This is a genomic window from Streptomyces sp. NPDC054847 (assembly GCF_053610925.1).
The window spans coordinates 1-19800 of record NZ_JBSGZJ010000036.1 but is presented as its reverse complement, the minus strand read 5'-3'; the positions used below and the strand labels follow the sequence as shown (position 1 = coordinate 19800).

At 72.7% G+C, this 19800-nt stretch carries 17 protein-coding genes; 11 read left to right on the top strand and 6 right to left on the bottom strand.

Translation table 11 applies throughout. The features are described 5' to 3' along the window. Positions 1 to 95 precede the first annotated feature (95 nt). Entirely contained in the window at positions 96 to 1787 is a 1692-nt protein-coding gene (locus ACWGH4_RS07045; RefSeq protein WP_453456679.1) for an LCP family glycopolymer transferase, read from the bottom strand. A gap of 184 nt (positions 1788 to 1971) precedes the next feature. After that, complete coding sequence (locus ACWGH4_RS07040; RefSeq protein WP_453456676.1) at positions 1972 to 2724, bottom strand: TIGR03089 family protein; 753 nt, start codon at positions 2722 to 2724, stop codon at positions 1972 to 1974. A 138-nt stretch (positions 2725 to 2862) separates the two neighbouring features. On the opposite strand from ACWGH4_RS07040, the gene ACWGH4_RS07035 reads away from it, so the two are divergent. The 3 genes from ACWGH4_RS07035 to ACWGH4_RS07025 all read left to right on the top strand — a co-directional run bounded on the left by ACWGH4_RS07035 (position 2863) and on the right by ACWGH4_RS07025 (position 6451). Beyond that, positions 2863 to 4227: a peptidoglycan recognition protein family protein gene (locus tag ACWGH4_RS07035; RefSeq protein WP_453456673.1), complete on the top strand. Its 1365-nt coding sequence runs from the start codon at positions 2863 to 2865 to the stop codon at positions 4225 to 4227. Between the two features lie 115 nt (positions 4228 to 4342). After that, the gene (locus ACWGH4_RS07030; RefSeq protein WP_453456670.1) at positions 4343 to 5434 is read left to right on the top strand and encodes a sugar phosphate nucleotidyltransferase; all 1092 of its coding nucleotides are present in this window, start codon (positions 4343 to 4345) and stop codon (positions 5432 to 5434) included. Positions 5435 to 5443: 9 nt separating this feature from the next. Further along, a complete protein-coding gene (locus ACWGH4_RS07025) occupies positions 5444 to 6451 on the top strand; it encodes a DNA-3-methyladenine glycosylase family protein (protein WP_453456667.1) in 1008 nt (335 codons plus the stop codon). Between the two features lie 37 nt (positions 6452 to 6488). Here ACWGH4_RS07025 and ACWGH4_RS07020 read toward each other — a convergent pair whose 3' ends face one another. Genes ACWGH4_RS07020 through ACWGH4_RS07010 form a run of 3 tightly spaced genes read right to left on the bottom strand, consistent with a single transcriptional unit; the run spans position 6489 to position 9265 of the window. Beyond that, positions 6489 to 7787, bottom strand: a complete 1299-nt coding sequence (locus ACWGH4_RS07020; protein WP_453456664.1) for a coenzyme F420-0:L-glutamate ligase — start codon at positions 7785 to 7787, stop codon at positions 6489 to 6491. Beyond that, complete coding sequence (gene cofD, locus ACWGH4_RS07015; RefSeq protein WP_356625191.1) at positions 7784 to 8740, bottom strand: 2-phospho-L-lactate transferase; 957 nt, start codon at positions 8738 to 8740, stop codon at positions 7784 to 7786. Before cofD ends, ACWGH4_RS07020 begins: the two co-directional genes overlap by 4 nt. Before the next feature lie 30 nt (positions 8741 to 8770). Beyond that, complete coding sequence (locus ACWGH4_RS07010) at positions 8771 to 9265, bottom strand: cysteine dioxygenase (protein ID WP_453456660.1); 495 nt, start codon at positions 9263 to 9265, stop codon at positions 8771 to 8773. A gap of 32 nt (positions 9266 to 9297) precedes the next feature. Between ACWGH4_RS07010 and ACWGH4_RS07005 the strand changes: the two genes are divergently transcribed. The 4 genes from ACWGH4_RS07005 (at position 9298) to ACWGH4_RS06990 (ending at position 15788) form a co-directional block, all read left to right on the top strand. Next, positions 9298 to 9450: a hypothetical protein gene (locus ACWGH4_RS07005; protein WP_453456657.1), complete on the top strand. Its 153-nt coding sequence runs from the start codon at positions 9298 to 9300 to the stop codon at positions 9448 to 9450. A gap of 446 nt (positions 9451 to 9896) precedes the next feature. Further along, positions 9897 to 10160: a WhiB family transcriptional regulator gene (locus ACWGH4_RS07000; protein WP_053557226.1), complete on the top strand. Its 264-nt coding sequence runs from the start codon at positions 9897 to 9899 to the stop codon at positions 10158 to 10160. 223 nt (positions 10161 to 10383) lie between these two features. Further along, positions 10384 to 14196 (top strand): glycosyltransferase, encoded by a 3813-nt coding sequence (locus ACWGH4_RS06995; protein ID WP_453456654.1) that lies wholly within the window; start codon positions 10384 to 10386, stop codon positions 14194 to 14196. Next, on the top strand, positions 14193 to 15788 hold the full coding sequence (locus ACWGH4_RS06990; RefSeq protein ID WP_453456651.1) for a DUF5719 family protein: 1596 nt from the start codon (positions 14193 to 14195) through the stop codon (positions 15786 to 15788). Before ACWGH4_RS06995 ends, ACWGH4_RS06990 begins: the two co-directional genes overlap by 4 nt. A 63-nt stretch (positions 15789 to 15851) precedes the next feature. Here the strand turns inward: ACWGH4_RS06990 and ACWGH4_RS06985 are convergent, their stop codons facing one another. After that, the gene (locus ACWGH4_RS06985; protein WP_078951277.1) at positions 15852 to 16280 is read right to left on the bottom strand and encodes a metallopeptidase family protein; all 429 of its coding nucleotides are present in this window, start codon (positions 16278 to 16280) and stop codon (positions 15852 to 15854) included. A 273-nt stretch (positions 16281 to 16553) separates the two neighbouring features. Between ACWGH4_RS06985 and ACWGH4_RS06980 the strand changes: the two genes are divergently transcribed. From ACWGH4_RS06980 to ACWGH4_RS06965, 4 genes are all read left to right on the top strand, one after another. Next, positions 16554 to 16982, top strand: a complete 429-nt coding sequence (locus ACWGH4_RS06980) for a DUF3499 domain-containing protein (RefSeq protein WP_053557230.1) — start codon at positions 16554 to 16556, stop codon at positions 16980 to 16982. Positions 16983 to 17132: 150 nt separating this feature from the next. Beyond that, positions 17133 to 18494 carry a phosphomannomutase/phosphoglucomutase gene (locus ACWGH4_RS06975; RefSeq protein WP_453456647.1) on the top strand — a complete coding sequence of 454 codons (1362 nt, stop codon included), beginning with the start codon at positions 17133 to 17135 and terminating at the stop codon, positions 18492 to 18494. Between the two features lie 187 nt (positions 18495 to 18681). Further along, entirely contained in the window at positions 18682 to 18864 is a 183-nt protein-coding gene (locus tag ACWGH4_RS06970) for a Trm112 family protein (RefSeq protein WP_100107426.1), read from the top strand. A 138-nt stretch (positions 18865 to 19002) separates the two neighbouring features. Next, positions 19003 to 19800: SIS domain-containing protein (locus tag ACWGH4_RS06965; RefSeq protein ID WP_453456644.1), on the top strand; the 798-nt coding region annotated here is incomplete at its 3' end.

Genomic DNA, 19800 nt, shown 5'->3' with positions numbered 1-19800 from the left:
AGCGTCGAGCGACGTCCGTGACAAATTCCACGCCCCTTACAACTGGGCAATTCGCCCAATCCGTCAGCACTCTCTGCTTCCGTTTGGCCATTGCTTTACTCACACATCCCTTCGGCGGCATTGGTGCCGGGAAATGTCGGTGTCGCACTGGGGGTGCTGGTTCCGCCGGTGTCCGGTTCTCCGGTGGTCCCCTCGCCCTCCCGTTCGCCGTTCGGTACGACAGTGACCGGATCGTCCTCGCGCAGACTCTCGAAGAGCTGGTCCGCGTCCGGCTGCACGAGCTCGTCCCGGTTGGGATTCGCGGCGTGCGGCTGCCGGGGAACGGTGAGGAATTGGACCTTTTCCGTCGGAATGCTCCGAAGTGAGCGGGTCAGGTCGTAAAGGTCCTTCAATGAGTCGAGACCCGGATCGGTGGTGATGGACTTCGTCGCCGCGTCGAGCACCGGATAGAGCCTCGTCGGATTGAGCAGTACGCCGTTGCTCTGGACCTTCTTGACCAGCGCGCCCAGGAACTGCTGCTGCCGTTCCATGCGTTCGGTGTCGCTGCCGTTGCCCAGCGTCTTGCGCGCCCGGACGAACCCGAGTGCCTCCTCGCCGTGCAGCGTCTGCGGCCCGGCCGGCAGCTTGAGCCGCGCGTCCTTGTCGTCGATCGGCTCCTTCAGACACACCTCGACGCCGTCCACGGCGTCCACCATGTCCTTGAAGCCGCGGAAGTCGATCACCATGTGGTGGTCGATGCGGACCCCGGTGAACTTCTCGACGGTGCGGATCGTGCAGGCCGCCCCGCCGAACTGGAAGGCCCAGTTGAACTGTGCCGTCTGCTCCTTGGAGCGGCTGCCGTCCGGCTTCCCGCAGCTCGGGACGGTGACCAGCAGGTCGCGCGGGATCGACATCGCCGTCGCGCTCTTACGGTCGGCCGCGATGTGCAGCAGGATCGTGGTGTCGGAGCGCTGGCTGCCGCCGTTCTCGTCCCGGCCGTACTTGCTGTTGCCCTCGCCGGCCCTGGTGTCCGAGCCGAGCAGCAGGATGTTCTGCGCGTCGACGGCGACGGGCGTGGGGCGTTCCTTCTCGTACGTCTCCAGTTCGGCGGCGGCCGTCGTGTCCGTGGTGATGTTGGAGTCGAGCTTGCGGTAGAACCACCAGCCGGCGCCCGCGGCGGCGAGCACGACGAGCGAGGTGCCGAGCGCGGCCCAGCGCATCCAGTGCCGTGGCGGCCTTCCTCCGGCCTGACCGTCGCCGCCGTCCCCGCCGTGACCGTCGCCGCTGTCCCCGCCGTGACCGTTCCCGCCGTTGTCGTCGCCCGGTCCGCCTCCGCCCGAGGGGGCCGGGCCGCCGGCACCGGCACTGTCGACCGGCACGTCCTTTCCGCCCGGCGCCCCGGGGGTGGCGCCGTCGGGCTCGGCGTCGGTCCCGGCCGAGGGACCGGACGTGTTTCCGGCCTGGCCGTCGGCCTTCGGGTCTGCTGTGCCCTCGGCCTCGTCGTCGGCCGTCGATGCTGCTGCGTTCCCCGACTGCGTGGCGGGGGTGGAGTCCGCCGGACTCTCGGTGTTCCTGCCGGCGGTGGCGGTGGCCGCGTTCCCCGCCTCGTCGTCGGCCGTCGAACCTGCCGACTTCTCGGCGCCTGTGTCAGCGGCGTGGCCACCGCTCGCGGCGGGGGTGTCGCCCGCTCTCCCGGAGTCGGCCGGGCCGCCGGGCGTGGCGGAGTCGTCCGCGACCGCGGATCCCGCCTTCTCGTCCGCGTCGGCGGACCCCGCGGGGTCCGCCGACGTGCCGGCCTTGTCCGTCACGTGTGCGTCCATCCTTCATGGCGTCGGCGGCACGCTGGGCCGCCGATCGCTGGTCTAGACGGCTGAACCCGGCGCTTGGTTGTGCGTTGAAGCACGCTTGTCGCCGATCATCCACCGGGCGCCGCCGCCGGACGGGGAGGGCTCGGCCCGAGTGTGCGCCACACGAGTGGACGCCCCACGCTTGTCATACCGCCGTGACGGTGACCCGCTCGCTCTCGAGGCGCTTCGCCAGCGAGTCCTGCGACAACTCGCCGAGATTCCGGCACAGAACGACGGAAGCCCCGGCCGCCAGGGGCGCGTACAGCCCCGCGGACAGACCCTCCCAGGAGTCGTACGACTTCCCGGACAGCAACCGCGAGCCCGGCGTGAGACCCAGCCGCGCCACGTCCTCCCGCGCCCGCCCGACCAGTTCGGCACCGGTCAGTTCCAGGTCCCCGACGGTCAGCGCCGGCGCGTCCGGATCCACCGGCGCGTAGGGGGCGAACCTGTCGCCCTGGCCAGGCACCTCCACCGCGTAGTCGGCGTAACCGGCCGGCGGGGCGGGGAAGCGGCGTCCCATCGGTGCGAGGGACAGCGCGATCCGCTCACCGCCGCAGGCGAGCCCGTCGTCGAACCGGCCCGGCCCCGCCACGACATGGTCCGCGCGCGCCGCGTCGCCGCCGACGTCCGCGATCACACCCACGGACGAGCAGGCCAGCAGCCAGACAGCGCTCTGCCAGTGCGCCGGCAGCAGCAGCGCGAGCCGGTCGCCCGGCTCCGCGGAGAGGTCGCCCTGGAGCAGATTCGCCGTCTTCGCCACCCAATTGGCGAAGGTGGCGACGGACAATTCGACCCGCTCACCGGTGGCATCGTCGTAAAAAGTGACCAAGGGGCGCGCGGGGTCCGCGGCGAGCGCGGATCGCAGCAGGTCGGCGGGGGTGCGGTCGCTGGCGTTCATCCGCGCAAGCGTACGCCGCCGCCGGGGGCGGGGGCGGCCGCTCGGGTGACGGTGTCCTCCGGTCGGACCGAAGGACCCTCGCTCCGCCGGGGGTTTGCCGCCGAGCGCGGCGCGCCGCACCGGCCCAGGATCCTTGCCATGCGTGGATACCTGGCTTCTTCCGTCGGAGTGGCGTGCGCGACCGCGCTCGTCGTTCCGCTCTCGCTCGCTTCCGGCGCGCTCGCCGCGCCCCTGCCGGCCGCCGCGGTCCCACAAGCACCGGACGTGCCCGGCTCGACCCAGTCCCTGCCACTGAAGTCCATAGGCCAGACCCCCTCGGACCGTTCCGCCGGCGCCCCGGAACTCGGCCTTCCCGAGCAGGACGTCGATCCGTTCTCGCTCGTCGGCGTGGTCTGGGAGGACGCGTTCACCGAACTCCACGGCACCGTCGAGGTACGCACCCGGGCGGCCGGGTCCGGCGTCTGGTCCGACTGGCAGCAGGTGGAGACGCACAACTCGGAGCACGCGGCCGACCCCGGTACCGCCGAGAGCGAGTCGCGCTCGGTGCGCGGCTCCACGGCCCCGCTGTGGGTCGGCGCATCGGACGGCGTGGAGGTACGCGTTCGGGCCGAGGACGGCACCTCGAGCGGACTGCCCGAGGGAATGCGCCTCGAACTCGTCGACCCCGGCGAGGATCCGGCCGCCGCGGCCCCCGACACGGACACCGCCCCCGACACGGACAGGGCCCCCGAGCCCGGCACCGATCAGGTCGCGGCAGGCCCCGACACGGAGCCCACCGTCGGCCGTTCCCCGGTCGGCGGCCTCGTGATCCCGGCCCTCAACCAGGCCGACACCGAGGCCGAGGCGGCCGCGGCGGGTGACCTGCTCGAGGGCGACCTCGCGGCCGGCGCCAAGCCGTACATCGGCCCGCGTCCGAGCATCGTCACCCGCAAGGGGTGGGGCGCCGACGAGTCGTGGCGGGAGAAGGCGTTCGTCTACACGGGCTCGGTGAAGGCCGCGTTCGTCCACCACAGCGCCACCGGCAACAGCTACACCTGCGAGGAGGCCCCCTCCGTTATCCGCAGTATCTACCGCTACCACGTCAAGAGCAGCGGCTGGCGCGACATCGGCTACAACTTCGCCGTCGACAAGTGCGGAAACATCTACGAAGGCCGGGCAGGAGGCGTGGCCAAGCCGGTGCTCGGCGCGCACACCCTGGGTTTCAACACGAACAGCACGGGCATCGCCGTGCTCGGCACGTACAGTTCCTCCAATCCGCCGGAGGCCGCGGTGACCGCCGTGGCCAAGCTGACCGCGTGGAAGCTCGGCCTGCACGGGATCGACCCCGCGGGCAAGGTGACGCTCACCTCGGCCGGCAGCGGGAAATACGCGAAGGGCGTCAAGGTCCAGCTCAACGCCATCTCCGGACACCGCGACGGCTACGTCACGGACTGCCCCGGAGGCCTTCTCTACAGCCAACTCGGAACCGCCAGAACGGCTTCGGCCAAGCTTCAGGGCCGCTGAAGGACGACGGGGCCGGGACACGGCGGACGCACCTCGGGCCGCCGTGGACGCAACTCATAAACTGGCCGGTCAAACCCGTGACCGAGCCCGGCCCCAGCAGGAAGCAGAGAACGCATTGAACCTGGCCCCAGAAGCGATCCTCCTGGTCGGAGGCAAGGGAACCCGGCTGCGTCCGCTCACCGTCCGCACCCCGAAGCCGATGGTGCCGGCGGCGGGCGTGCCGTTCCTCACCCATCAGCTGGCGCGGGCGCGGGCGGCGGGCGTCGAGCACATCGTGCTCGCCACCTCGTACCTGGCGGAGGTCTTCGAGCCGTACTTCGGAGACGGCTCCGCGTTGGGGCTGCACCTCGAATACGTGACGGAGGATGAGCCCCTCGGCACCGGCGGGGCCATCCGCAACGTCGCCTCCCGGCTGCGGTCGGGTCCCGACGACCCGGTCCTCGTCTTCAACGGGGACATCCTCACGGGACTCGACATCGAGGCCCTCGTCGGCACCCACCGCACGTCCGGGGCCGATGTCTCCCTGCACCTCACCCGGGTAGAGGACCCGCGCGCCTTCGGTCTGGTGCCGACGGACGGGACAGGGCGCGTCACCGCGTTCCTGGAGAAGCCCCAGACGCCCGAGGAGATCGTCACCGACCAGATCAACGCGGGGGCCTACGTCTTCCGGCGTTCCGTCATCGACTCCATCCCGGCGGGCAGGCCCGTCTCCGTCGAGCGCGAGACCTTCCCGGAGCTGCTGAGCGCCGGAGCCCACCTCCAGGGCATGGTCGACTCCACTTACTGGCTGGACCTCGGCACGCCGCACGCCTTCGTACGCGGCTCCGCCGATCTGGTCCTGGGCCGTGCTCCCTCTCCCGCCGTGCCGGGCAGACGCGGTGACCAGCTGGTGCTGCCGTCCGCGCGCGTCGCGCCGGGCGCCAAGCTGACCGGCGGCACCGTGGTCTGCGAGGGCGCGACCGTCGGCGAGGACGCCCGGATCGACGGCAGCACGGTCCTGGCCGGCGCCGTCGTGGAAGCGGGCGCCGTGATCTGCGACTCACTCGTCGGCGCGGGCGCGCGCATCGGGGCGCGCACGGTGCTGTCCGGCGTGGTCGTCGGGGACGGCGCTGTCGTGGGTGAGGACAACGAGCTCAGGGACGGTGCGCGGGTGTGGTGCGACGCGGTGCTCCCGGCGGGCGCGGTCCGCTTCTCCTCCGACCAGTAGCCTGGCCGCATGGCAGGGCGCTTCCGACCGGACACGAGCCGCGCCACCGTGCGCGGTGGCGCGAGCGGCGTACCCGCGGCGATACCGCGACAGGTCCCTGCCGCGCCCGCCGCCGCCCGCACCCGGCGATGGACCCCGCCGTGGCCGCTGGACCTCGGACTCGTCCTCGGCCCGTTGCGCAGGGGCCCCGCCGATCCCACCTTCCGTACGACGCCGGACGGCTCTGCCTGGCGGACCAGCCGCACCCCGGCCGGGCCCGGGACGCTGCACGTCGCGATGCGGGCGGGCACCGTCGAGGCCGAGGCCTGGGGGCCGGGCGCGGAGTGGCTGCTCGACCGGCTTCCCGAGCTGCTCGGGGCGGCCGACGAGCCGGAGGCCTTCACCCCGCGGCACCGGCTGGTCGCCGCCGCGCAGCACCGGCGGCCGGGACTGCGGCTGCTGCGCACGGGCCTCGTCATGGAGTCCCTGATCCCCTCGATCCTGGAACAGAAGATCACCACCGACGAGGCCTACCGGGCCTGGCGGCTGCTGGTCCGCAAGTACGGCGAACCGGCGCCGGGCCCGGACCAGGGCCTGTACGTCATGCCGGAGCCGCGCACCTGGGCGCTCGTCCCGTCGTGGGAATGGCACCGGGCGGGCGTCGACAACAAGCGCGCGTCGACGATCCTGCGCGCGGTGCGGGTCGCCCCCCGGATGGAGGAAGCGGCGGCGATGGAGCCCGAAAAGGCCATGGCCAGGCTGGAGTTGATCCCCGGTATCGGCCCGTGGACCTCGGCGGAGGTGATCCAGCGCAGCAACGGCGCCCCCGACGCCGTCACGGTCGGCGACCTGCACCTGCCGCGGATCGTCGGCTACTCCCTGGCCGGTGAACGCAACACGGACGACGCGGCGATGCTGGAGCTGCTCGCCCCCTACGAGGGCCAGCGCCACCGCGCGGCCCGCCTGATCCTGCTTGCGGGCCGCGTCCCGCCGCGCCGCGAACCGAAGATGCGCAGGGTCGACATCGCCGCGTGGTGACCGGCGGGCCGCCGTGTCCTGAGCCGCCGGCGGGTTCCTAGCGGACCTCGATGAACGCGGAGGCCTCCCGCGCCGGACGTGCCTTGGGCGGGGCGGCGGCGTGGCCGATCGCCACGGCGCCCATCGGGTCCCATGTCGCCGGCAGCGACAGCACCTCCCGCACCACGTCGCGGCAGAACATCGTCGAGGAGACCCACGCGGATCCCAGCCGCTCAGCCGCGAGCGCCACGAGGAAGTTCTGCACGCCCGCGCCCGCCGCGACGACGAACATCTCGCGTTCGGCCGCGTCCCGGCGCTCGTCGCCGTACGTGTGGGCCCCGTCCGCCACCAGGCACGGCACCGCCAGGTACGGGGCGTTGCGCAGGACGTCCCCGCGCCGGACCCGCTTGGCGACGGACTCCTCCGATTTTCCGTCGCGGCGCAGGTCCTCGATCCAGGCGTCGCGCATCGCGTCCAGCAGGCGGCGGCGGGAGCCGGCCGACTCGAGCAGGACGAAGCGCCACGGCGTCGTGTGATGGGGGGCGGGCGCCGTCACGGCGGCCGCGACCGCGCGCCGCACCGCGGCGCCGTCCACCGGCTCGTCGGTGAACTCGCGGACCGTGCGGCGCTGTGTCACCGCCTCCCGTATCGCCTCCGAGGTGCCCAGCCGGAACATGTCGTCGGCGGCGATCCGGACAAGTGCTCTCGCGTCCTCGCCGGCGTCACCCACGATGTGCGGCAGGCCGCGGACGACGGCGACCGGCAGTCCCTCGGCCTTGCCCTTCACCAGGTCGCCCGCGGCGGCGAGTTCGTCGGCGGTGGCCACGACAGTGGCGCTGAGGGGATTGCCGTGGGCGTCGGTGCCGCCGCGCAGATCGTCCAGGACCCGCACGCCCGCCGCGCCGATCGCGATGTCGGTCAGCCCGGTCCGCCAGGGCCGGCCGGAGGTGTCGGTGACGATGACGCCGAGGTCGACGCCGAGCTCGTCGCGCAGCCCCTCGCGGATCGCGCGGGCGGAGGCGTCCGGGTCCTCGGGCAGCAACAGCACTGTGCCCGCGGGAGTGTTGGACGCGTCGACGCCTGCCGCGGCCATCACCAGCCCCTGCCGGTTCTCGACGATGCGCAGGGCGCCGCGCCGGGCGACCACCCGAACCGTCTCCGCGTCGATCGCCGCCTCGCGGTCCGCCGCTTCGACGATCCGCCCCTCCGCCTTACTGACGATCTTGGAGGTGACGAGCAGTACGTCCCCGTCGGCCAGTCCCGGCGAGGTGGCCGCGATCAGCTTGGCGAGGTTGTCGCCGGGCCGGACCTCGCCGAGGCCGGGCAGCGCCCAGACCCGGTACGACGCCGGGCTCACGCCTGTACCTCCTCGGCCAGCGCCAGGGCCGCCCTGGCCATGTCGGCGGCCGCGTCCACGTCGGTCATCATCAGCGGTACCGCCCGGCAGCGGATGCCCGCCGCCTCGACGGCGGCGACCGCCGGCTCGTCGACCGTGTCGACGAGCCAGCCGTCGAGCAGCCCGGAGCCGTAGTGCTGTGCGACCGCCGCCGCCGTCGCCTCCACGCCCACCGCGGCGAGGACCTTGTCGGCCATTCCGCGCACGGGCGCGTCCCCGACGATGGGGGAGAGGCCGACGACCGGTACGCCCGCTTCCGCGATGGCCTCCCGGATGCCGGGCACGGCGAGGATCGTGCCGACGCTGACGACAGGATTCGACGGAGGGAAGAGGATCACGTCCGCGGAGGCGATGGCCTCCAGCACTCCGGGAGCGGGCTTGGCCTGCTCGGCGCCGACCGGGACGACCGCCTCCGCGGCCACGGATGCCCGCAGCCGAACCCAGTACTCCTGGAAGTGGATGACCTTGCGTTCGCCGTCGAGCGTCACGGCGACATGGGTCTCCACCCGGTCGTCGGACATCGGCAGCAGCCGTACGCCCGGGTTCCACCGGTCGCAGAGCGCCTCGGTGACGGCGCTGAGCGGATAGCCGGCGCTCAGCATCTGCGTACGGACGATGTGGGTGGCGAAGTCGCGGTCCCCGAGACCGAACCACTCGGGGCCGACCCCGTACGCCGCGAGTTCGCTCTTGACCTGGAAGGTCTCGTCCTCGCGGCCCCAGCCCTGCTCCTCGTTGATGCCACCGCCGAGGGTGTACATCACGGTGTCGAGGTCGGGGCAGACCTTCAGGCCGAACAGATGGATGTCGTCACCGGTGTTGCCGATCACCGTGACGTCCGCTTCGGGCGCGGCCTGCTTGAGACCGCGGAGGAAACGGGCGCCGCCGATGCCGCCGGCCAGAACCACAATGCGCATGCCGACATCCTCGCAGGTGCCGGCGGGGCATCAGGCGGGAACCGTCTCCGTCGTGCAGCGCGCGGCCGTGTGCATCGGCATCTCGGTCAGGCCCGGGTAGTAGACGTGCAGGCTCACGGCGGGTTCGAGGGAGTCGTTGACGACCTCGTGCGCGTAGCCCGGTGCGAAGACGCGCTGAGCACCGGCGGCGAGTGAGCGCTCGCCGCGCGCGGTGCGCTCGGTCAGCCGGCCTTCGAGGACGGTGAGCACACCGGAGGAGGGGCCGTGGTCGTGGAGTCCGCTGCCCTGGCCGGGGACCCAGCTGAGCAGCCAGATCTCGTAGCCGGGGCCTGTGTCGAGCCGGTGGTACCAGCGGGTGGTGGCGTCGTATTCGACGAGGTGCGCCCACTGCGTGCGGTCGGCGGCGATGGACCGGGCGAGGCCGGCGAACTCGGCCACGGTGGCCGGGTGCTCACGGGCGGGCTGGAGCAGGTGCTGTACGGCGAGGATGTCGCCGGCGATCTGGAGGTCGCTGTCGCTGTTCATGGGTGCGGGGGTTCCTCAGCAGAAGTGCGGGGGTGTCGCAGAGCAGGAAGAAGACGCAGAAGCTGGAGCTCGAGGGCATCAACAGCTGGAACAGCAACAGCAACAGCGCGCCTGGACAGCGCTGCGGAACCCGCGGAGGCGGGTCGCGAGGGGCGCTGTGGTCGCTGGCATGGAAACAAAGGTGACGGTTGCGCTCGTCGACTGTCAACCCAATGACCGATTTGGCGGCAATGTTTCACCTTTTCCGGTTACGGAGACCGGAGAAAGGTTTGTGCAGCGGAGGGTAGGGACACATGCGGCAGCAACCCTGCTTGCAAACGTCATCCGGCCCGAAGTGATCGCACTGTGATCCGGATCGCTTCGCCGGCTCGATCGAAACAAGATCGATGTCTCTGGCGTCTTCCTTTTCGAGGAATGGCGGGGTGCGGAGCAGGCCGCTGGCATGTGTCACGTTTTTTGGTGATTTGAACACTTTCCGCATAGCCTTGGTTCCGCAGAGTGAATACCGGGCCCAATAGCAGATCTCGGCTTGACTGGCCCGGAGCCACACACTTGTAATTTCACTCGTGTCGTTCGGCCGAAAACGATCGCGGCAACATCACGGGGACGCAAAGACAGACGAGGGGCGCACATGACCGAGCTGTTCGAACAACTGCTGGTCGAGGACGCGGACGAGGAACTCGGCTGGCAGGAGCGCGCGTTGTGCGCCCAGACCGATCCCGAGTCCTTCTTCCCCGAGAAGGGTGGCTCCACCCGCGAGGCCAAGAAGGTCTGCCTCGCCTGCGAGGTCCGCTCCGAATGTCTCGAATACGCCCTGAACAACGACGAGAGATTCGGAATCTGGGGCGGCCTCTCGGAGCGGGAACGCCGGCGCCTGAAGAAGGCAGCCGTCTGAATCGCCGCCCCTCCCGCCGCCCGGTCACTTCCGGCCCGAGCCGCCCGATCGCGCCCGGCCCAAACGGTACAACCGAGTCAACTGCATACGTAACGAACGGTCCGCCGTCTGTGGGTTGTCCACAGGCTGCGGACCGTTCACATGCCAGCCGTTAGTGTGGGGCCCCGTCCGTGACGCACCAGAGCCCCTACGGGGTGACCCCGGCCGGAGGGCCCGTACCTCAATGTCCGCCACCACAGCCGCGTTTGTTCCGGCAGCCGCGCCAGAGTTCCCGCGGCACGTAGTCACCGCCGTGCTCGTCTCCCACGACGGCGCGCGCTGGCTCCCCGATGCCCTCGCCGGACTGATCGGCCAGGAACGCCCCGTGCAGAACGTCGTCGCGGCCGACACCGGCAGCGCCGACGACTCGGCCCGACTGCTCACCGACGCCCTCGGCGCCGACCGCGTACTGCACCTCGCACGCCGCACCGGCTTCGGCACCGCCGTCGAAGAGGCGGCACGCACCGCCGGCGTCCTCACTCCCGAGGAACTGCCGTATCTGAAGCGGCCGAGCGGCTGGGACCCCGTCAGCAGGACCTGGCGCGACGAGGCGTACGACATGCCCGAGCTGCCGCACGGCGAGCCTGTCCAATGGCTGTGGCTCCTGCACGACGACTGCGCCCCCGAGCCCGACGCCCTCGCCGAACTGCTGCGCGTCGCCGACTCCGACGAACACGTCGCGATCGTCGGCCCCAAACTCCGCGGCTGGTACGACCGCAAGCAGCTCCTGGAGACCGGCGTCTCCATCGCCAACAGCGGACGGCGCTGGACCGGACTCGACCGCCGCGAACAGGACCAGGGCCAGCACGACCAGGTGCGCTCCGTCCTCTCCGTCTCCTCCGCCGGCATGCTCGTACGCCGCGACGTGTTCGAGGAGCTCGGCGGCTTCGACCGGCGGCTGCCGCTCATGCGCGACGACGTCGACCTGTGCTGGCGCGCCCACTCCGCCGGGCACCGCGTCCTGATCGCCCCCGACGCCGTGCTGCGGCACGCCGAGGCCGCCGCCCGCGAACGCCGCACCGTCGACTGCGCCGGCCGGTCAGTGGCCAGCCCGCACCGCGTCGACAAGGCCGGCGCCGTCTACACCCTGCTCACCAACACCCGCGGCGTCGCGCTGCCTTATGTACTGCTGCGCATCGTCCTCGGCACACTGCTGCGCACCCTCGCCTATCTCGTCGGCAAGGTGCCCGGGCAGGCCGTCGACGAGGTCATGGGACTCTTCGGCGTCCTGCTGCGCCCCGAACGCATCCTGGCCGGCCGCCGCAGACGGTCCCGGCGGACCGTCGAGGCGAGTGAACTGCGGCCGCTGTTCCCGCCGCCCGGCGCGACCGTCCGCGCCACCGTCGAGCAGGTCGTCTCAGGCTTCGGCGGCTCGGACGCCGACTCCGGCGGCTCCCGGCACGGCGCCGTGGAATCGGGCCCCGGCGGGGACGACGCCGACTTCCTGGAGATCGAGCAGTTCGCCAGGCTCAAGAAGATCGCCCGCAAGCCCGGGCCGCTCCTCTTCGCCCTGCTCCTCGTCGCCTCGCTCGTCGCCTGCCGCGGACTGTTCGCAGGCGGCGCGCTGGCCGGCGGTGCCCTGCTGCCCGCCCCGGCCGACGTCTTCGACCTCTGGAGCCGTTACGCCGACAGCTGGCATCCCATCGGCACCGGCGGAACCCAGGCGGCACCGCCCTATCTGGCCGTCCTCGCGGTGCTGTCCGCGCTCTTCCTCGGCTCCACCGGCCTCGCCCTGACCGTGCTGCTCGTCTGCTCGGTCCCGCTCGCCGGCCTCACCGCGTACTTCGCGTCCCGCCCCATCGTCGGCTCACGGCTGCTGCGGGCCTGGGCGAGCGTCGCCTACGCCTTCCTGCCCGCCGCCACCGGCGCGCTGGCCACCGGGCGGCTCGGCACGGCGGTCCTCGCGATCGTGCTGCCGCTCATCGCCCGTGCCGCGGTCGCCGCCCACGGGCTGCGTCTCCAGGGCGGCGGGCGCGGCAGCTGGCGGGCCACCTGGGCGTACGCCCTGCTGCTGACCTTCGCGACGGCCTTCACCCCCGTCGTCTGGCCGATCGCCGTCGTCATCGGCATCGCCGTCCTGGTGCTGCGCCGCGACGACATCACGGCCTACGCGCTGCGCTTCGTCGCGTCCGTCGGTACGCCGATGCTGGTCCTCGCCCCCTGGTCGCTGTCGCTGCTCACCAGCCCTTCCGGCTTCCTCCGCGAGGCCGGGCTCGAGTACGACGGCGGCGCGGCGGGCGCGACCGACCTGCTGGGCATCAGTCCCGGCGGCCCCGGAACCGTCGGCGGGCTCCTGATGATCGGCATCGTGCTCGCGGCGCTCGGCGCCCTGCTGCGCGAGGAGCGGCAGTTCGCGATCCGCGGCGCCTGGGCGGTCGCACTGGTCGCCCTGGTCTTCGCGGCACTCGTCAACGGCTCCGGCGACGGCGGTGCCGGCTGGGCCGGACCCGCGACCCTCGTCTACGGCATCGCCCTGCTGGCCGCCGCCGTGCTGGGCGCCGAGGGCGGCCGCACCCGGGTCGCCGCCCAGAGCTTCGGCTGGCGGCAGCCCGTCGCCGCCCTCGTCGCGCTGGCGGCCGGCCTCGCCCCGGTCATCGCCGCCGCGAACTGGATGCTGAGCGGCGCCGGAGGTCCTCTTGAGCGGCGCGACCCGGTGCAGGTGCCGGCGTTCGTCGCCGAGGAGAGCGACACCCAGGACCAGCCGCGCACGCTGGTCCTCGGCGGGGCCTCCGCCGCGAAGGTCTCCTACACACTCGTACGCGGTTCCGGCGCCCGCCTCGGCGACGCCGAGCTCACCGAGACCGCCGGCGGCGACCCCAGGCTCGACAAGGTCGTCGCCAACCTGGTCGCGGGCTCCGGCGCCGACCAGACCAGCCAGCTCAGCGGCTTCGCGATCCGCTACGTGCTGGTGCGCGACGGAGCCCCCCGGCAGACCAGCCGCGTCCTCGACGCCACCCCGGGCCTGAGCCGGCTCAGCCAGCTCGACGGCAGCGCGCTGTGGCGGGTGGACCGCCAGGTCGCCAGGGCCACCATCGTCACCGGCAAGGACGAGCCGCTGCCCGTGGCCTCCGACGCCGTGGAGGCGCACGCGAAGATCCCCGTCGGCGGCTCCGGCCGCGTCCTGCGCATCGCGGACCGCGCCGCGGAAGGCTGGCAGGCGACCCTCGACGGACGCCCGCTGAAGAAGACCACGGTGGACGGCTGGGCGCAGGGCTTCGAGCTGCCCGCGGAGGGCGGCCGCCTCGACCTGACGTACGAGGACCCGGCCACGCACACGGCCTGGATCTGGGTGCAGGCGTTCCTCGCCCTCGTGCTGCTGGTGCTGGCCCTGCCGGGCCGGCGCCGGGAGATCGACGACGACCTGCCCGAGGAGCCGGTGGCCGTGCCGGAGCAGCCGGTCGCGGGCGAGGGTCGCCGGGCGCGCAGGCTGCGGGCCCAGGCCGAGGCGGAGGCCGAGGAGGCGGAGCCGACCGCCCAGGACGGGCCGCGGACGCCGGATCAGGACACCGAGGCCGCGCAGCCCGCCCCGTACTCGGCGGCGGTACCGCAGCAGCAGTACGGCGAGTGGGACACGCAGACCCACGCGGCCGCGCCGTACGGAACCTCGTACGACCAGCAGCAGTACCAGGACGGCGGGTACGGCGATAACGCGGACCAGGCCCGGAGCCAGGGGTACGGCGGCGAGCAGCAGTACGCGGACGGTCAGCAGTACGGCGGGGACCAGACCTACGTGGACCCCCGCTACCCGCAGCCGTACGAGGGGGACCCCTACCAGGCGGCTTCCTACGGCGACGGCCAGTACGGGTCCGACGGGCAGTACCAGCCCGGCCAGTATCAGCAGGACGGCCAGTACCAGCAGGACGGCCAGTACCAGCAGGACGGCCAGTACCAGCAGGACGGGCAGTACGACCCGTACGGCTACCGCGACGCGAACGGCGGCCCGTACCCCCAGCCCCCGGCGCAAGCCCCCGGCACGACGCGAGGCGAGTCAGAGTGAAGCGCACGACCATCTCCCTGATCGCCGTCGCCACGGCCCTCGCCGCGGTGACCGGCTTCGCCTCCCTCACCGCACCGGACGGGGAGGCGACCACGGAAGCCGCGGCTCCGGCACGGCTGCCCGTCGAGCGTTCCAGCCTGCTCTGCCCGGCGCCCAGCAGCTCCGACCTCGCGGAGACGCGCTACACCTCCTTCACCCCGGTCATGAAGGACGGCGCGCAGGAAGGCGCCAAGGACGGGGCCGCGGCCGACGAAGCGGCGGGCGCCGGCGCGGACACGGCCGAGCTGCGGCCGTCGGCGGCCACGCTGGCCGATCCCGGCGCCGCTCCGGCGGACAAGGACGCCGAGGCCGAGAAGGACGACAAAGGCACGGCGGACAAGGACGGCGAGGCCGACAAGCCCTTCCTGGCTCTCAAGGAGCCCGGCAAGCCCGTCTCGGCCGAGGAGAGCGGCGGCCAGGCCCCGGCGCTCGTCGGGACGGCCACCGGCCGCCTCGCCCCCGGCTGGACCGCGCAGCAGACCACCGTCGTCTCCGCGGGCAGCGGCCGGGGCCTCCTCGGCGTCAGCTGCACCGCTCCCGACACGGACTTCTGGTTCCCCGGCGCCTCGCTGGCCGACAAGCGCCAGGACTATGTGCACCTGACCAACCCGGACGACACCACCGCCGTCGTCGACGTCGAGCTCCACGGCAAGGACGGCGCGCTCAAGAGCACCGTGGCCGAGGGCATCCCGGTTCCCGGTGGGGCCGGCCTGCCGGTCCTGCTGTCGACGCTGACGGCGGACCCGGCGGAGGACGTGACCGTCCACGTCACGACCCGTACCGGCCGGGTCGGCGCCGTCGTGCGGTCCGCGGAGGAGGACAGCGGCAGCGACTGGCTGGCCGCCTCCGCCGACCCGGCAGCGACGGCCGTGCTGCCAGGTATCCCGGCGGACGCGACCTCCGTGCAGCTGGTGGCGTTCGCCCCCGGGGACGACGACGCGGAGCTCCAGGTGCGGCTCGCGGGTGCGACGGGCACCATCACCCCGGCGGGGGCCGAGACGCTCCATGTGAAGTCCGGGATGACCGCGAGCCTCGACCTGAAGGACGTCACCCGCGGCGAGGCGGGCTCGCTCGTCCTCAGTCCGGCCGAAGGCGGCCGGGCCACCCCCGTGGTGGCAGCGCTCCGTGTCGTACGGGGGGAGGGCGACAAGAAGGAGGTCGCGTTCATCCCGGCTGCCGCGCCGGTGGGGGAGCGCGCCACGGTGGCCGACAACCGGGCCAAGGGTTCCCTGCTGTCGCTCGTGGCGGCGGGCAAGGCCGCCGAGGTCAAGGTCACCGCGTCGGCGGGGACCGAGGGCGGTACACAGGTCGTCAAGACGTACTCGGTGAAGGCCGGGACGACGCTGGCCGTACCCGCGCCGGTGCCGGCCGGGCTCAAGGGTTCCTACGCGCTTACGGTCGAGACGGTGTCCGGTGGGCCCGTGCACGCCTCGCGGTCGCTGGAGATCGCCGAGGACGGCATCCCGATGTTCACCGTGCAGACGCTGCCGGACGACCGCGGGATGGTGGCCGTGCCGGCGGCGGAACAGGATCTCTCCGTGCTGGACGACTGACGCGTCCGGGTGGCCGGCGCCGGCCGGCCACCGTGCGTCCGTGCCGGTCCTTCCGGGCTTCCGTCAGTCCTGCCCGTAGCGCGGATCGACCGACTCCGGTGCCAGCCCGAGCAGCTCGGCGACCTGCTCGACGACCACTTCGTGAACGAGGAGTGCCCGTTCGTCGCGGTTCTTTGTCCGGATCTCGACGGGGCGCCGATAGATCATGATCCGCGCGGGCCGGTCCTTGGCGGCCGGGACCGCACTGCCCAGGGGCACCGACTCGTCGGGCGAACCAGGGACCTCCAGGACCAGGAAGTCGACATCGGCCAACTGCGGCCAGTGCCGCTCCAGCCGCTCCACCGAGTCCTGGACCAGGTCACGGAACGTCTCGGCACGGCTGGCCGAGAGCGGCACCTGAGGGGGAGCGACGGGGCCGCGCATGCCTCTTCCGTGGCGGTCACGGCGGCGGGGCCTCGGCTCTGCCGGTCGGGGGGGTACGGGACTGTCCATCACTGACGCAGGGTAGCTCTCCGGGGACCGCGGCGATCGTGTCCGGGCCCGGGGCGGCCGGCCTGTCGCCGATTGAGCATTCCGGCCAACGTTGAGCCCGATTCCACGACTCTCGCGACCGCCCTTCTCGCCGCAATTGATCTGATTCACTCCACCTCGTGACCGCGCGGTGCCCGGCCGTCTCCGGTGTGGTTCTCTCTCCGTGCAGGTCAGGCCAGTTGCCCGAACAGCCGATATGTCCGATGTCACACCACGACACGGGGGAGTGACCTGGTGGAGAGTCGTCGCAGCCCGCTCAAGAGTGCGGTACCGTCCAACGTCGTGAGCCCTGTACGTCGCTGTTCGCGCACCGCGTGCGGCCGCCCTGCCGTCGCGACACTGACGTACGTCTATGCCGATTCGACTGCGGTCCTCGGTCCGCTCGCCACCTACGCCGAGCCCCACTGCTACGACCTGTGCGCCGAGCACAGCGAGCGGCTGACGGCGCCACGCGGCTGGGAGGTCGTCCGGCTCACCGACGGCTCCGCCCCGGCCCGCCCCAGCGGCGACGATCTCGAAGCGCTCGCGAACGCGGTGCGTGAGGCGGCACGGCCCCAGGGGCGTACGGCCGAAGCGGGCGGCCAGGGCGGACGGCGTTCGGCGGACCCCATGGAGGTCGCGCGCCGCGGTCACCTGCGGGTGCTGCGTTCCCCCGACTCCTGACGCCGGTTCACCCCGACTCCCGACCCCGCCGCTCCCCTCGCGCACCCGCCTGCCCGACGGCTTTGCGGCATGACCCGGTCCGCGCCCCCACGCCACAGCCCCGTGAGGGTAGTTTGAGGTGACCGCATGGACTTCAGAAGGGGTTGGGCCGTGGCTGCTGATCTGTCGCAGATCGTGAAGGCGTACGACGTCCGCGGGGTGGTGCCGGATCAGTGGGACGAGTCGCTCGCCGAACTGTTCGGCGCCGCCTTCGTCGAGGTGACGGGCGCGGACGCGATCGTCGTCGGCCACGACATGCGGCCGTCGTCGCCCGGCCTGTCGGGCGCCTTCGCGCGCGGCGCCGCGGCCCGCGGTGCCGACGTCACCCTCATCGGACTGTGCTCGACCGACCAGCTGTACTTCGCCTCCGGACACATGGGGCTCCCGGGCGCCATGTTCACCGCCTCGCACAACCCGGCGCAGTACAACGGCATCAAGATGTGCCGCGCGGGTGCCGCACCCGTCGGCCAGGACACCGGCCTCGCCGACATCCGCCGGCTCGTCGAGACCTGGTCCGAGCAGGGCGCCCCCGCCCCCGCAGGGACGCCGGGCACGGTGACCGAGCGCGACACGCTCACCGACTACGCCGAGCACCTCCTCTCGCTCGTCGACCTCTCGGCGATGCGCCCCCTGAAGGTCGTCGTGGACGCGGGGAACGGCATGGGCGGCCACACGGTCCCCACCGTCTTCGGCCCGCTGCCGCTCACGCTCGTCCCGATGTACTTCGAGCTGGACGGCACGTTCCCCAACCACGAGGCCAACCCGCTCGACCCGGCCAACATCGTCGACCTCCAGGCCCGCGTGCGCGAGGAGGGCGCGGACCTGGGTCTGGCCTTCGACGGCGACGCAGACCGCTGCTTCGTCGTCGACGAGCGCGGCGAGGGCGTCTCACCGTCGGCGATCACCGCTCTGGTGGCCTCCCGTGAACTGGCCAAGCACCCCGGCGGCACGGTCATCCACAACCTGATCACCTCGTGGTCCGTCCCGGAGGTGGTCCGCGAGAACGGCGGCACGCCGGTGCGCACCAGGGTCGGGCACTCCTTCATCAAGGAGGAGATGGCCCGCACCGGGGCGATCTTCGGCGGCGAGCACTCCGCGCACTACTACTTCCGCGACTTCTGGAACGCCGACACGGGCATGCTCGCCGCGCTCCACGTCCTCGCGGCGCTCGGTTCCCAGGACGGCACGCTGTCCGAGCTGGTCGCGCAGTACGACCGGTACTCGGCCTCCGGCGAGATCAACTCCAAGGTCGACGACCAGGCCGGCCGGGCGGCGGCGGTGAAGGCCGCCTTCGCCGCCCGCGAGGACGTCACGGCCGACGAGCTCGACGGACTGACGGTGACCACCGCGGACTGGTGGTTCAACCTGCGCGCCTCGAACACGGAGCCGCTGCTGCGGCTCAACGTCGAGGCACGCGACGAGGCGACCATGGCCAAGATCCGCGACGAGGTGCTGGCGCTCGTACGGGCCTGAGCCCGCCGGTACGGGTGGGGGCCGCGGTCCCCACCCGTACCGACCGCCCACGCCGCCCCAGAACGAGCCGCACCACGCCCCCCGGCGGTAGGCTGACGAGGCCTGATCCGCCACACCGTGACCGCGCGTCCGACGCGAGCGCAACCGCTCCGTCCGATGTGCGACAGCCCGAAGGGACACCGCTGTCATGCCGCTCGAAGCCGGCCTCCTGGAGATCCTCGCCTGCCCGGCCTGCCACGCCCCGCTCGACGACCGCACGGCAGCCGACACGCCCGAGCTGATCTGCACCGGCAAGGACTGCGGCCTCGCCTACCCGGTCAGGGACGGCATCCCCGTCCTTCTCGTCGACGAGGCTCGCCGCCCCGCATAAGGCGGCACCGACGGACGGTGGTGCGACGGACCACGGGCCCGGTACGACGGCGCCCGGACCGGATCCCACCGTCAGGACCGCGTCCCGACAACCGCACAACACCCCCCGCACGCGTACGGCGATCGGAGGCCCACCCCCATGCTCGACGAGTCGCTCCTCGACGACCCGGACGCCTTGGCCCGTGCCGACCGCCGCGGCCTGCTCCGCGGCGCGGCAGAGGCCGGGGCCCGTGTGCGCACCGCCGCCAGGCACGCCGACGAAGCCGGCATCGCACAGCTCAGCCCCGAGGGCCGGCCGCGGGCCGTCCTCGTCGCGGGCCCCGGCACCGCGGCTCTGGGCGTCGCGGACCTGATCGGCGCCCTCGCCGGCGCCTCCGCCCCCGTCATCCCGCTCCGACCCACCGGCGTCGCCCACGCGGCAGGCGCCCTGCGCTGGGCCCTCCCGGGCTGGGCGGGCTCGCTCGACCTGCTGCTGCTCACGACCACGGACGGCAGCGAACCCGGCCTCGCCCTGCTCGCCGAGCAGGCCTACCGGCGCGGCTGCACGGTCGTCGCCGTCGCACCCCAGACCGCGCCGCTCTCGGAGGCTGTCGACGCGATCCACGGCCTGGTCGTTCCCATGGCCACCGCCCCCTACGAGGCGGAAGAGACCGCCCAGGCCGCCGCCCCCGGCGCGCTCTGGGCGCTGTTCACGCCCCTCCTCGCGCTCCTCGACCGCCTCGCGCTGGTCGACGCGCCCCCGGAGACCCTCGCGAAGGTCGCGGACCGTCTGGACCGCACCGCCGAACGGTGCGGCCCCGCCATCGCCACACACAGCAACCCGGCCAAGACCCTGGCCGCCGACCTCGCCGACCGGCTGCCGCTCATCTGGACGGAGGGCGCGGGCGCCGGCCCGGCAGGCCGGCGCTTCGCCGCGGTCCTGGCCGAGCTCGCGGGC